General features: G+C 38.5%; 14 protein-coding genes and 1 riboswitch. Of the genes, 4 read left to right on the top strand and 10 right to left on the bottom strand.

Features of this window, described 5'->3' with window-relative positions:
* Positions 1–245 precede the first annotated feature (245 nt).
* Positions 246–347, top strand: a riboswitch (purine riboswitch).
* A gap of 175 nt (positions 348–522) precedes the next feature.
* Positions 523–1,461, top strand: a complete 939-nt coding sequence (locus tag ACIP9W_RS15165; protein WP_400790968.1) for a nucleoside hydrolase — start codon at positions 523–525, stop codon at positions 1,459–1,461.
* A gap of 68 nt (positions 1,462–1,529) precedes the next feature.
* Positions 1,530–2,786 carry a nucleoside permease gene (locus tag ACIP9W_RS15170; protein ID WP_400790971.1) on the top strand — a complete coding sequence of 419 codons (1,257 nt, stop codon included), beginning with the start codon at positions 1,530–1,532 and terminating at the stop codon, positions 2,784–2,786.
* A gap of 168 nt (positions 2,787–2,954) precedes the next feature.
* On the opposite strand, the gene gltS is transcribed toward ACIP9W_RS15170, so the two are convergent.
* The 3 genes from gltS to ACIP9W_RS15185 form a co-directional block, all read right to left on the bottom strand.
* Positions 2,955–4,154: a sodium/glutamate symporter gene (gene gltS / locus ACIP9W_RS15175; protein WP_400790974.1), complete on the bottom strand. Its 1,200-nt coding sequence runs from the start codon at positions 4,152–4,154 to the stop codon at positions 2,955–2,957.
* A gap of 148 nt (positions 4,155–4,302) precedes the next feature.
* Positions 4,303–5,628: an MmgE/PrpD family protein gene (locus ACIP9W_RS15180; RefSeq protein WP_400790976.1), complete on the bottom strand. Its 1,326-nt coding sequence runs from the start codon at positions 5,626–5,628 to the stop codon at positions 4,303–4,305.
* Positions 5,629–5,696: 68 nt separating this feature from the next.
* Positions 5,697–6,917: an NAD/NADP-dependent octopine/nopaline dehydrogenase family protein gene (locus tag ACIP9W_RS15185; protein ID WP_400790979.1), complete on the bottom strand. Its 1,221-nt coding sequence runs from the start codon at positions 6,915–6,917 to the stop codon at positions 5,697–5,699.
* A gap of 164 nt (positions 6,918–7,081) precedes the next feature.
* On the opposite strand from ACIP9W_RS15185, the gene ACIP9W_RS15190 reads away from it, so the two are divergent.
* Together ACIP9W_RS15190 and ACIP9W_RS15195 are read left to right on the top strand one after the other, a co-directional pair.
* On the top strand, positions 7,082–7,972 hold the full coding sequence (locus tag ACIP9W_RS15190) for a LysR family transcriptional regulator (protein WP_400790982.1): 891 nt from the start codon (positions 7,082–7,084) through the stop codon (positions 7,970–7,972).
* Positions 7,973–8,130: 158 nt separating this feature from the next.
* On the top strand, positions 8,131–8,571 hold the full coding sequence (locus ACIP9W_RS15195; protein WP_093270855.1) for a peptidylprolyl isomerase: 441 nt from the start codon (positions 8,131–8,133) through the stop codon (positions 8,569–8,571).
* A gap of 474 nt (positions 8,572–9,045) precedes the next feature.
* Here the strand turns inward: ACIP9W_RS15195 and ACIP9W_RS15200 are convergent, their stop codons facing one another.
* From ACIP9W_RS15200 to ACIP9W_RS15230, 7 genes are all read right to left on the bottom strand, one after another.
* Positions 9,046–9,279, bottom strand: coding sequence for a hypothetical protein (locus ACIP9W_RS15200; protein WP_142538930.1), 234 nt, complete (start codon positions 9,277–9,279; stop codon positions 9,046–9,048).
* Positions 9,276–9,596, bottom strand: a complete 321-nt coding sequence (locus ACIP9W_RS15205) for a YbjQ family protein (RefSeq protein WP_142538929.1) — start codon at positions 9,594–9,596, stop codon at positions 9,276–9,278. The genes ACIP9W_RS15200 and ACIP9W_RS15205 overlap by 4 nt, the downstream gene beginning before the upstream one ends.
* Positions 9,597–9,656: 60 nt before the next feature.
* Positions 9,657–10,763: a DUF1648 domain-containing protein gene (locus tag ACIP9W_RS15210; RefSeq protein WP_400790986.1), complete on the bottom strand. Its 1,107-nt coding sequence runs from the start codon at positions 10,761–10,763 to the stop codon at positions 9,657–9,659.
* A complete protein-coding gene (locus ACIP9W_RS15215; RefSeq protein WP_400790988.1) occupies positions 10,760–11,149 on the bottom strand; it encodes a GntR family transcriptional regulator in 390 nt (129 codons plus the stop codon). Before ACIP9W_RS15215 ends, ACIP9W_RS15210 begins: the two co-directional genes overlap by 4 nt.
* A 269-nt stretch (positions 11,150–11,418) precedes the next feature.
* A complete protein-coding gene (locus ACIP9W_RS15220) occupies positions 11,419–12,108 on the bottom strand; it encodes an N-acetylmuramoyl-L-alanine amidase family protein (RefSeq protein WP_400791120.1) in 690 nt (229 codons plus the stop codon).
* 107 nt (positions 12,109–12,215) lie between these two features.
* Positions 12,216–12,485: a phage holin gene (locus ACIP9W_RS15225; RefSeq protein WP_400790991.1), complete on the bottom strand. Its 270-nt coding sequence runs from the start codon at positions 12,483–12,485 to the stop codon at positions 12,216–12,218.
* Positions 12,482–12,775: a hypothetical protein gene (locus ACIP9W_RS15230; protein ID WP_400790994.1), complete on the bottom strand. Its 294-nt coding sequence runs from the start codon at positions 12,773–12,775 to the stop codon at positions 12,482–12,484. The genes ACIP9W_RS15225 and ACIP9W_RS15230 overlap by 4 nt, the downstream gene beginning before the upstream one ends.
* Between the last annotated feature and the right edge of the window lie 50 nt (positions 12,776–12,825).

The raw sequence follows: 12,825 nt of genomic DNA on the forward strand, positions 1-12,825 counted from the left end.
GACATTTATAATATATCCATTATAAAATCCGAATAATCACCAATTTATCAAGCAATGTAAATACAAAATCCGAACTATCACGAAACAATAAATTAAAGTTTCGTAGAATAGTTCGGATTTTTTTATTCACTGAAAACCTTTTACCTACCCTATCTTTTTTGATTGCTATTCTTTCAATAATTTTTCATTATATAAAATTGGATTAGAATTTTTATTGACTAAACCATATGTAATAGTTATTATAAAAAAACAATGTCGAATTATGTCGTATAATGTTGGGGATATGGCCCAAAAGTTTCTACCAAGCCACCGTAAAGGGCTTGACTACGAGTTAATTGTAAGATGGATGAAGGATTCAATCCTTTTTTCATATTTACATATACCTAGTCAACGCTCCGGTAGAAATCGGAGCGTTTTTTTCGTTTAGGAAATAATTCTTTTCTAGATTGTCATAATAAAATACGAAACGATATACCAGGCATTTTATAAAGCAAAATACAATTAGGAAAGGATCGATAGATAATGAAAAAGAAAATTTACTTTAATCATGACGGAGGCGTTGATGATCTTGTTTCGTTGTTTTTATTAATGCAAATGGACAACGTTGAACTGACTGGTGTATCCGTCATTCCAGCTGATTGTTATTTAGAACCTGCGATGTTTGCAAGTCGTAAAATTATGGACCGATTTGGTCACGGAAGTCTGGATGTGGCTGAATCAAATTCTCGCGGAAAAAATCCATTTCCAAAGGATTGGCGTTTGCATGCTTTCTTCGTTGATGCTCTACCGATTTTAAATGAATCCGGTAAGATTGACACACCTGTAGCAGAGAAAACAGCACATCTTCATATAATAGATGCCATCCACGCATCTACCGAAAAAACAACCCTTCTATTCACTGGCCCACTTACTGATCTTGCTCGCGCATTAGACGAAGATCCTTCAATTGAAGAGAAAATTGAACGTCTTGTTTGGATGGGTGGAACATTTCGTGAAACAGGAAATGTGGAAGAGCCCGAACATGATGGCACAGCAGAATGGAATGTGTTCTGGGATCCTGAGGCAGCAGGTCGTGTATGGGATAGCAGCATAGAAATTGATTTAGTGGCTCTCGAAAGTACAAGCCAAGTACCACTTACGGAAGATATACGAAAACGTTGGGCATCTGAACGTAAATATTTAGGTGTTGATTTTCTTGGTCAATGTTATGCGATGTGTCCGCCACTGGTTCATTTTACAACGAACTCTACGTACTTTTTGTGGGATGTTTTAACTACAGCCTTTGTTGGTAACTCTGATCTCGTAAAAGTAAAAAGGGTTAATAGTATTGTTCATACAAACGGACCAAGTCAAGGCCGTACAGAAGAAACAGCTAATGGTCGACCTGTAAATGTAGTTTATGACGTGAATCGCGACGCTTTCTTCGATTATATTACTCAGTTAGCGAAAAAAGTAAATTAAATTATCTAGATATTAAATAACCGGTGAACTAAAAAAAGATAGGCGCCGTAATTCAATAGGAGGAAGAAATGACAATTAAATCGCGCCTTAAAATAATGATTTTTCTACAGTTTTTCGTTTGGGGTTCTTGGCTTGTTACACTTGGATCTTATATGTTCAATACTTTGCATTTTACCGGCTCAGAAGTTGGGCTTGTTTATAGCTCCATTGGACTTGCTTCTCTCATAATGCCGAGTCTTATAGGGATTATTGCCGACCGCTTTGTAAAGGCAAATAGATTATATGGAATTCTTCACTTTTTAGGGGCTATTTGTTTATTTATTGCTGCGAAGGTTTCAGACCCTAGTCTTTTGTTTTGGGTAATGCTTTTTAACGCAATGGTCTATATGCCGACAATTTCTTTAGGGTATACCATTTCTTATTTTGGTCTTGAAAAAGAAGGACATGACACAACAAAAACATTCCCTTCCGTTCGTGTTTATGGAACTGTTAGCTTTATCCTTGCCTTATGGACAATCAGTCTTTTGGGATTTGAGTTAAGCAATATGCAGCTATATATTGGATCAGGAGCAGCTCTAATACTTGCGCTGTTTTCACTTGCACTACCTAATGTTCCAACAACAACTGCCAAGAAGGATGCATCTCTAGTCAGTCGTTTAGGACTCGATGCGCTCGTACTGTTTAAACAAAAGAAAATGGCGGTCTTTTTCCTTTTTGCTATGTTGCTAGGCGCAGCCCTGCAAATTAACACCACTTTCGCTGATCCATTTATACATGACTTTGCATTAAATCCTAGCTTTAAAGATAGTCTTGCGGTTAAGTACCCAGCCATACTATTATCCATTGGACAAATTTCAGAGGTAGTATTTATTTTAGCCATTCCATTTTTCTTACGCAGATTTGGAATTAAGACGGTTATCCTATTAAGTATGGTAGCATGGACATTGCGCTTTGTTCTCTTCGCTTTTGGTGAACCATCCGGCTTAGGATTCAGCTTATTACTATTATCCATGATTGTGTATGGTGCTGCCTTTGACTTCTTTAATATATCCGGATCCATTTTTGTAGAGAAAGAAGTAGATAGTAGCATTCGCGGTAGCGCACAAGGCTTATTCATGACTATGGTAAACGGACTGGGCACCTATTTGGGTGCAATCATTAGCGGTAAAATCGTGGATTACTTCACTGTTGATGGTGTAAAAGATTGGCAAAATATTTGGTTAATCTTTGGTTCCTATACAATCGTTCTTGCCATTATTTTTGCCGTGAGCTTTAAATACAAACATGATCGTGATGCTATGAAAGATATAGATAAAATTGCTTGATAAGTATTTTTTAAACGAAGATACATTTTTTAATGTCCGTCGCCAGATTTAGTGGCGACGGTTTTTCTATTATTACATTAATCTCTACTGTTAATTACTTTAATAGCAATAAATAAGACTTTGATGTATCTCCGTCTTTTCCCTCGCATGATACGTCTGATCTATGCATTATCCAGTGAAAAAGTTTAAGAACCCTGTAATAACGACTGCATTAAAGAAATCTGAAATCATGCCACCTATAGGAATAGCAAGGTAAGCAGTCGGAGCTATACCATATTTCTTAGTGATCGCCTGCATGTTAGCCATTGCGTTAGACATGGATCCCATTGCATAACCAATGAAGCCCGCTGTCTGGACTGCCGACTCATAATTTTTTCCAAGCAACTTGAAAATTACATAGTAACTGAACAGAAACATGAATGCGACTTGAGCAATTAGAATGACCATTATAGGAAGTGCTAGGTTTGCTAGTACCCAAAGCTTCAGACCCATTAAGGCCATAGCAAGGAATAAGGATAGCGAAGCTTCACCACATATTTCCATTTCCTCGTTCGGATAATGGTGACGGCCGATTGCTTCGACAACGTTACGTATAACAGCTCCCATAACCAGCGCTCCCATATAGTCAGGAAAAGTTATACCGGAGGCCGCCATAATTTTCGATAGTACTACCCCGGAACCTAAAGCAAGTGCTAGAAGCATGGCTGCACTGACAAAATTGTTCATATTAGTCTTTATCATTGTAGGCGCTTTCATTTCTTCTACTTCTTCTTTCGTAACAGCTTTTTCGCTAAGAGATAGCTGATTAAGTCGTCTGCGCATTATAGGTCCCCCTAATATGCTACCTGATACCAATCCAAAAGTAGCAGCTGCTAGACCGACTGCAGAAGCCCCCTGTACTCCATAGACTGGACTTTCCATAACAGCCCCAAATGCCGCTGCTGTGCCTGGACCACCCATCAATGAGATAGAGCCAACAGCTAACCCGAGCCTAGGGTCTATGCCAAACAAAGAGGCGATACCGCTCCCAATTCCATTTTGCACTGTAAGGACTACGACTGAGAGGAGCAAGATGAACAAAATCTGCTTGCCGCCTTTCTTAATGAGGGTTATGCTAGCAGAAAAACCAATCGTGGTGAAAAAAACATTCATCAATATATTTTGTAGGGTGGTGTCTAAAGAAATTGTCATAATACCAGTAGCATTGAGCACTGTGTTTACTAATGCAAATAATAGGCCACCGACCAATGGGGCGGGAATACAATACTTACTTAAGAAACTGCTTTTCTTTACTGCCCAAGATCCAATCCAGAACATAACAGCTGCAACCCCAGCTGCCTGATACATATCAAGCTCTAATTCAAACATATATTTCACTCCCTATAAATCATTTGTGAGATACCTAAATGGAAAAGTCGATAAAGTAAACGCTATCTATTTTCCCATTCATTATCAATAATCAAAACTATTTTTTCAACATCATCTCTACTTTACTATACCAGTATTTTTTAAATGATCATTTAAGGTTATTTACGAAATCAACTATTGTGCGGATTGGAATATCAAGATTATTTTGAAGCAAACCGAACAGTTCTTCTTGGTTCGTTGCACTAAGCACTGGTTGTGTGATACGCATAAACTTTTTGTTGATCCATTCTATATCGACTTTGTCTGATGCCTCTCCTGGTGCGTCATAAAGTTCAGACTGTAGTTCTGTACCATCATTTAGCGTGATATCAACCCTTGCCATACGCTTCTCTGGGAAGAGACTATCGATTTCAGGGTCTGTTACAAAATTCAGGCGTTTCATCATCTCAATTACCTGTGGGTTATCAAGCGCCTCATCTCTTACCTGCTTATATCCAAGGTCACCATGAACCAATGCGGCAGCAATCGGATAGGCAATATTATATTGAGCCTCATCAGTTGTTTGCGGGATTTTTTTACTCAATTTTGCAGCAGAGTCAAATGTATATACAGTTATCTCTTTGACATCTTCCGCTATAAATTCATATTTCTCCATTAAATCTAAACAGGCTTTAATTGGTTGATGTGCCCAACGACAGCATGTATAAGGTTTAAAGTACAGGTTCATAATTTCGTAACTTTCTCCAAGTGTCTCAACCAAGTGGCGGAACTCTGGTGCTTCTAAAAGATAGCCATACCCAGTGCTTCCTGCTAATGTTTCCTGTATGGCCATCGCCCCTACTAATGCACCGAATGGTACCCCATCTTTATTCATCGATGGATATTCCACTGAGCGCATAACAGGGGTGAGTGGCGCATGAAAGTCAGCAATCGACAAAGTATTATTCAGTTGTTCTTTACTTAGACCATACAATCTTCCTACTCCAGCCGCTGTTCCAAAGGCACCATACGTACCTGAGCTATGTAAGTAGTCATAATGTTTTTGCTCTGCAAGCGCCCAACGGATAGTAACTTCATAAGCAACAACTAAAGTAGTAAGATACTCTTTATATGTAACATTTTTTTCTAGGCTAGCAGCCAAAATACCCGCAACAAAAGACGTTCCAGGATGCCCTTTGATCATATTGTGACCATCATCAATGTCGAATGAATTTGAAGCATGCGACATCGCAATAGTCGCCCCTAGAAAATTAAAAGTTCTATCGTTACCGATAATAGGGATATCTCCATCTTTGCAGTTTAATTCTGCAAGTCTTACGCCCACATCAAATTGTTTGCCCTTACTCCCAAGTAACAAGGCCATCATCAAATCAATACTACAAACTATTGCACGTCGTTGAATTAGCTCAGGAAGTTTCTCCCATTCTGTATCAAGAATATAATCTTCGACTTTGTAATCGGTTACAAATTTCATGTTCAACACTCCTTAATTTAACAAGTGGAGATGATAGTGTCATCTCCACTAAAGTTAAAAGTTATAGTTTATTCACCTAGGTAGTTTCCCGTATTTAGATAATCAAGTAGAGTCGCTCTATCCATCCCTTTAATACCAAGATAATCGAGTGAATAACCTTCCTCAAAATAATTTTTTTTCAGCATGGCTCCGGCCATTACCATCATGGAATCGATAATAGGAGTACTAATCCCATACTGTACACCCAGTTCATGATAAACTTTGCATCCAACTGGTACATCTTCTGTTAAGTAACGATGATGTATACTATTGGGACCCGCATTTGCTTCTGTAGTTGGTAGATCAAGTGGAAGGAACATATTGTCTTTGCCATCTTTATCAAGTCCCATGTATTCCTGAGCCAATATACTGCGTCTTTGAAAGAAGGATTCGTAGGAGTACCTAGGTAAGTCAACACCTATACCTTCTGCGAGTTTGATTTCTTCATTATAGAACTGGTATTGCACTTCACAAATGGAAGGGCAAAGAGCATGAGCATACATGGAGTAACCAGTTTTATCAAAATCTCCAAAAATCTTGCCCCAGTTTTCCATTGTGGATACACCAAGTATCGTTGCTGGTACATGGATGACCGGGTTGATATTACTGAAGCCGATGTCAAGGACAGTATCGCCTTTTACTGCCCCATCGCCCTGAGTTACAGCGTCCATACAGGATAGGTATTTTGATGCTTCAATGAAATCATCTGCGTCAGTCATAGGGAGAGTAGCACCACGTAAAGTAATAGCACGATACTTTACTCCAACATGCGGGAACATAAAACCACCGACAGTTTCAATTCTTGTGCCATAAGGAGCGCTAGACCAACCACCGACTATGACTTTTTTTGTACATCCTGCTTCTCTCATCATTTTCCGCAATAACAAGGTTCCAAAATTATCCGTAAAGATATTCACGACCTGTCCGTCTTCTAAAACTGGGATCAATGATTTAAACAATGGCTCATGCCCAATAGCCGGAATTGCAACAACTATATGCCCAGCTCCCTTTACCGCCTCCTCAATATCTGTAGTTACTACATCGATTTTTGCGATTCCTGAGCGTTTGAAGTTATATAGATTTCTTTGAATACCATCAAGTTCAATACCAGTTCTTTGCAATCCCGCCAAACTTTTTTCGGCGAAAGGCATTGCATCATACAGCCGTACCTCCTGCCCAGCCAATTTTGCATCAGCAGCACAAGTCTTTCCGACAGCTCCAGCGCCAATCACCGCTACCGGTTTATTCATCAAATAATCCATTTTTCCCATATCCATACATCCCTCTTTATTATTTTTATTTTCTGATATTTAGTTTTACTGAACTTATTGTATAATGGTTATATTTCATTCGTAAAATGAATGGATTTGATGAATATCATTTAAAATTTTGATAGATTGTTGGTGTAAGTGCTATGGAGTTTAGAAATATAATTACATTCCTATGTGTGGCTGAAATAGGTTCCTTTACCGGAGCAGCCAATCAACTAGGGTATGTCCAGTCTACAGTTACAATCCAAATTAAACAGTTGGAAGAAGAGTTAGGTACTGTTCTTTTTGATCGTATAGGAAAAAGAATAGAGCTTACTGCAAACGGAAAGAGTTTTATGCATTACGCCAACCAGCTTGTGAATATTTCAGAACAGGCGAAGTTAATTGGCAAACGACCAGATAAAATTGAGGGCAGTATTCGGATTGGTATTTTAGAATCGTTGTTAATGTGGATTCTGTCAGAAAAACTTCCGGAATATAATAAATTGCTTCCCTTAGTCAAGGTACAAACAAGGACTTCTCCAGCAGATGAATTATTCCAAATGTTAAAGCAGAATGAATTGGATATTGTTTATTTTCTTGGCAAGAAAATGCACAGCACAGACTTCGTTTGTGCTTGGTCAGAGCCCGTTAAGATAGTTTTTGTTTCACATCCCGACAATCCTTTTGCACATAAAAAAGATGTCCTTTTGCGTGAGCTTGTAGACCAGCCTTTTATATTAACGGAGAATAATGGTTTTTATAGAAACTCATTGGATGAAGTTGCAATGCAACAAGGTATTACTATCCAACCTTTATTTGTAATAGATAATACAAGTGCTATTATTAAACTGCTTAAAAAGGGGCTTGGCATCTCATTTTTACCTGAATACGCCATCAAAGAAAGTATAATCAAAGATGAGTTGGCTATTATTGATGTAAAAGATTGCTCTATACAATTCTGGAGCCAGCTATTTTATCATAAAGATAAGTGGCTGGCTCCTCAGATGGAAAGTTTTATAGAACTTATAAAGAATAAAAATTGTTCATCATAAGCCCTTGTTAAGCAATTGAAATTATTTGGCTTATAGTTTTTTATAGCTAATTTTTCATAGCTCTCTTAGAGAAGCAAGTGAAGCAATGATTTTTGGAAAATGCACTATACACGTGCTATACTGATGAAGGATTTATTTTGAAAAAAGGAGTGTTTTGAATGGCGAAAAAAGGTTATTTTTTAATGGACACAGGCGAAAAAATCGAATTTGATTTGTTCCCAAATGAAGCACCAAACACAGTTGCAAACTTTGAAGAGCTAGCAAATAGCGGGTTTTATAACGGGGTTATTTTCCACCGTGTTATTCCTGGTTTTGTAAGCCAAGGTGGAGATCCAACTGGTACAGGTATGGGTGGTAGCGGTAAAACGATTAAATGTGAAACTGCTGGCAACCCACACAAACACGAAGCAGGTAGCCTATCTATGGCTCACGCTGGAAAAGATACAGGCTCAAGCCAATTCTTTATCGTGCATGAACCACAACCACACTTAAACGGTGTTCACACGGTTTTCGGTAAAGTTACTAGCGGTCTTGAAGTAGCAACAGCTATGAAAAACGGCGCGAAAATGGAAAAAGTAGAAGTATTCGACGCTGAATAAATAGAAAAGCGTAAGCGCCTATGTCTGCCCCGACAGGCAAATGGGAAAAAGCGAGGAAACAGCTTCCCAGCCACCACAAGCGATTTTGTTTGCGACGAGCTTGCGCAGGAGCAGCTTTTCCCCATTTGACCCCGAGGGGTAAGGCGCTAAAGCTGGACAGTAATTAAAATAAGCAGCTACCTTTAGTTGGGTAAGCTGCTTTTTACTATGGTCAGAAAGTGTGGTGAGTATAATGACACCATTATTTACAGGTAACTGGCTTGGTATTATTTCTACTATGTGCTGGATTTTATGCTTTTATTTCATCTTAACCTTTATTGAAAATTTGCGTAAAGGTGATGAGCGGATTACAAAGCAATCTAAGATAGCTGCAATCATTTTTTTATCATTGGCCTTGTTATTGCCCGCTGTGTTTAACTTTTATTTATTTGTCCAGATGCATAGTTGAAGCGTTTCTTTCGGAGACGCTTTTTTTCATTCTTTCTTATAAAAACGTTCACCTGTTGTGGGATTATAATATACCCTCGTTTTCTCACCTGTAACAGGGTCAAGATTGACCTCTTCTGTTCGCTCAAAGCCTTCTGCCACTTTTGTTCCATGATTGCGTCTAAACCGTTTATCGTAAATAAAGTACCCAAGCAAAATAAAAGCTACAACGGCTATAATTTGCAATAAATATATACCTACTATAACGATGATTGCTGTCATAGTTTCTCTACAACAACTGCTGTTCCGTATGCCACAATCTCACTCATATTATTACCAATCTCGCCTGAATCATATCGCATCATAACGATAGCGTTCGCATTCATAAGATGTGCATTTTTTATCATTCGGTCCATTGCTTCTTTCCTTGAATCCTCTAGCATCGCGGTATATTGCTTGATCTCCCCACCAACTAAACCTTTCAGTCCCGCCATAATGTCTCCGCCAAGCCCTCTACTTCTTACAATTAGACCATATGCAGGCCCTTTAACTTCAACAATTTTATATCCTTCTATCTTTTCCGTTGTAACTACTAACATATAAATCGCTCCTTTATGTCGCAAATTTTTCTTACACCTAAATGATGAATCCATATAACGCTATAAACTAAATGCGATAACTATAATTAAAATAAGCGGTGCAAATAAAACAATCCAACTTATTGGTCTCCCAAAATTAAGTGTCCAACCAACACCAAACCGCTTTTCAACTAAAATGCTAGGATCATCTTTATTGATGTAAATGATTCCGCCTTTCCAATATTTATCGTCATCGACTGCGATTTTATCTTCGAGACTCGGGCTGTCCCCTTTTACCTTTAATCGTGAGCCACTCTGTCCAACCTTCACTACATAAATACCGACTCCGACAAAAGTTAGCACTAAAAAGATAAGTGGAAGTGTGAACATTACCCAGGCAGGTCCAACCTCTGGATGGATCGTTTGTAAATGAAAATAACCCATCATTAAAGTCATTGTTATTGTCATAAATAATGCGAACCAACTGCTATATTTTCGGAATGCTAGTTGCTGTGACACAGATGTTTTTTTATTGGCTGGATTGATCTTTGCTCCTGCAAACCTCATCCCTTCACTCATTAAAAGGAACATCCCTTGCATGACTAGTAAAATAAGTGGCATGGAGATTGCACTGAAATAGGTTTTCTCGCTAAATGCATCAGGTTGCCCAGAAGGACCCCAATGAGTAGGAATCATATCCGGCATTTGAGCGTATTTCATAAATGTGTAAATGATTAAGCCTACTGTAATAATCATTGGAATGATAAATACAATCCGTGGTATTAGCTTAAGCTTCTCTTGAAACTGCAAGTCTACTACACGTACTTCCTTTTTCCCCGTTGTCCATCCTTGCACTTCTTTCAGCCTTTTCACACGTACATGCATCATGAAATAATAACCTAACCCAATAAAGAGTATGCAAAATTGAACGCCAATACTAATAACCGATAGCATTTCTTCTGACGGAGATTGTGTTAATGCCCAAATAATATAAGTTGCAAGCACAATAATTCCTACCGTTAAGACAACCGAAGTGTACCTTTTTTTATATGCTACGATTGTTGGTTCTTTCGTATATTGTTCTGGTATATATACTCCAAATGCTTCCGTTTGCTTTAAGAGTTTTGGTGTGATTGCTTGTAGTATAGTGATAAAAAGTAAAATGAAGCCAAATAATAAAACAATCATGATGTCCCCTCCTTAATGTTTTGCACGAGTTGTCTTACCATGACGACCATTTCTTCCTCTGACAGCTTTAGCACTAATCCTTCCGCTACTAATGGGCGAATTTGTTCCGCTAACTTTCGTTGTTCCTCTGCTGTAGCTTTTGGTATACCATTTGGTTGTATAATAACGCCTGATTTTGCGACGATTTGTATAAACTCTTTTTCCTCTAAGTAATGATAGGCTTTATTCACTGTATGCATATTCATGCCCAAATCTGCGGCAAATGCACGAACCGATGGCAATGAGTCACCTGGTTTTAACTCGCCCCTTGCAATTCCTTCAATAAGTTGCTGTGCTAGTTGTAAATAGATTGGAACGGATGAATTGGTTTGTATTTCTATGAACATGGTACTACCTCCTCTATTTACCTTTGTTCTACTTCTATTGTAACACATTTGTTATATATATGACAGAACAAAACATCTTGTTAGGCGGTGCTACGTACATAATAGGAATAAGGTGTCATGGTACGTTGAATATAGTATCCGCCGAGACTTTCGCATCAGAGGGAGAGTTGATCTTCAAAGTTGGACAACCCTCAACTAATTGATTACTTTCCAGTTGCCCAATGCACAAAAAAGCCCCGCCCACGTATGTGAGCAGGGTTGGTCGTTCTTTATTTCACTCTTAATACTTGTCCAATATATATAGTGTAGTTGGCATCCAACCCATTCCAGTCCTTAATTTGCTGGGCTGTGCTACCATACCTCTGACTTAATGAATAAACAGTGTCACCACTCACTACAGTATGATAAATTGCGGTACTTTTCTTTGGAAGATTAAAGCTTTTGGCGATTCCATTTACATGACCTCGGGCAAGCGATTCAATAAAGGAAGATGTTTTCAACTTTGTAGCATCATTTGCATTATCTATAAATCCATTCTCCGTTAAAAGAGCTGGCATATTTGACTCACGTAACATATGGAAGTTTTCTTGTTTTTTACCGCGATCATTATAACTCACAAGCTTTACTATTTCTGTATGAATCGTATTTTGATAGGTTGTAGTAGGTGCCCCTGATCCTGGATAAATATAATCCTCATAGCCTGTCCCGCCGCCCGCATTAATATGAACCGAAAGGAGGAAATCTGCTCCCCAAGCATTAGCTGCATTTGTACGTTGCGCCAATGTTAAAGATTGATCACCTGTCCGACTCATTAATATACTTACATTATTATATTCAGCAACCAGCATATCTTTGACTCTAGTAGCAATTTGCAATGTTAGGTTTTTCTCCAGCAAGCCATTTCCTATTGCGCCTGAATCCGTTCCACCATGTCCTGCATCAATGAATACTTTTACCATCATTATCACCTCATATTAGTTTTGAGTTGCTAGAAAAGAATGCTTGTCCACTAATTCTACTATTACATAGCAACCACCTCCTTTAAAGAAAAACATCTAGATTGAGCTTATTTTGGTTTGATGTACTTCAATGCTCTTGTACTATCCGCGAAATTAGTTGTCGTAGGATCTTGAATAATCCCCAGTGTTGCTAATAATCCGAAAACAACATTTACAAAAGCAAATATCCAGTCTTTCAGCTCCTCCGTTACATGAAAATCGGTTAACCCTGCAGCATGAGCTCCTATTAAAAGTAGTTCAGTTAATATGAATAGTTGAGCGATGAAACCTGTAACCCAAATCTTATTTTGAAAACGAACTTTCCAGTTAATGTTCATACTTGCTGAGCCTCCTGAATAATTTTGAGATTATCAATTCTTTTATGAGCATGCATGGAGCTCTCCTCTACTCGTGCCACACGTTCGGCTAGCATGTCCATTTGCTTTTCAATCGCCTTTAAATCGATTCGAATCGATTCCACACCATTCGTAATAGCATCTAACTTCGTTTCCATTACTGCCGTTTTTGCGGCATCTGCTTTTACATCTTTGTCGCGGTTACGACCAAATGTCAGTAGTCCTATTAGTAAACCCAATACGGTGCAACCAATACCGATAAATGCCTCCATTTTGCACCTCCATCCATCTCAAGTTTTCAATAACTCTCTTCACTACTAGG

This window comes from Psychrobacillus sp. NPDC093180, from assembly GCF_044754065.1.
In the GTDB taxonomy this organism is placed as follows: domain Bacteria; phylum Bacillota; class Bacilli; order Bacillales_A; family Planococcaceae; genus Psychrobacillus.

Coding starts and splice junctions, on each gene's coding strand:
- ACIP9W_RS15180 (WP_400790976.1), bottom strand. CDS start 5,628: ATGAAATTTGTAACCGATTACAAAGTCGAAGATTATATTCTTGATACA.
- ACIP9W_RS15170 (WP_400790971.1), top strand. CDS start 1,530: ATGACAATTAAATCGCGCCTTAAAATAATGATTTTTCTACAGTTTTTC.
- ACIP9W_RS15225 (WP_400790991.1), bottom strand. CDS start 12,485: ATGAACATTAACTGGAAAGTTCGTTTTCAAAATAAGATTTGGGTTACA.
- ACIP9W_RS15215 (WP_400790988.1), bottom strand. CDS start 11,149: ATGTTCATAGAAATACAAACCAATTCATCCGTTCCAATCTATTTACAA.
- ACIP9W_RS15210 (WP_400790986.1), bottom strand. CDS start 10,763: ATGATTGTTTTATTATTTGGCTTCATTTTACTTTTTATCACTATACTA.
- ACIP9W_RS15200 (WP_142538930.1), bottom strand. CDS start 9,279: ATGACAGCAATCATCGTTATAGTAGGTATATATTTATTGCAAATTATA.
- ACIP9W_RS15185 (WP_400790979.1), bottom strand. CDS start 6,917: ATGAATAAACCGGTAGCGGTGATTGGCGCTGGAGCTGTCGGAAAGACT.
- ACIP9W_RS15165 (WP_400790968.1), top strand. CDS start 523: ATGAAAAAGAAAATTTACTTTAATCATGACGGAGGCGTTGATGATCTT.
- ACIP9W_RS15190 (WP_400790982.1), top strand. CDS start 7,082: ATGGAGTTTAGAAATATAATTACATTCCTATGTGTGGCTGAAATAGGT.
- gltS (WP_400790974.1), bottom strand. CDS start 4,154: ATGTTTGAATTAGAGCTTGATATGTATCAGGCAGCTGGGGTTGCAGCT.
- ACIP9W_RS15195 (WP_093270855.1), top strand. CDS start 8,131: ATGGCGAAAAAAGGTTATTTTTTAATGGACACAGGCGAAAAAATCGAA.
- ACIP9W_RS15220 (WP_400791120.1), bottom strand. CDS start 12,108: ATGGTAAAAGTATTCATTGATGCAGGACATGGTGGAACGGATTCAGGC.
- ACIP9W_RS15205 (WP_142538929.1), bottom strand. CDS start 9,596: ATGTTAGTAGTTACAACGGAAAAGATAGAAGGATATAAAATTGTTGAA.
- ACIP9W_RS15230 (WP_400790994.1), bottom strand. CDS start 12,775: ATGGAGGCATTTATCGGTATTGGTTGCACCGTATTGGGTTTACTAATA.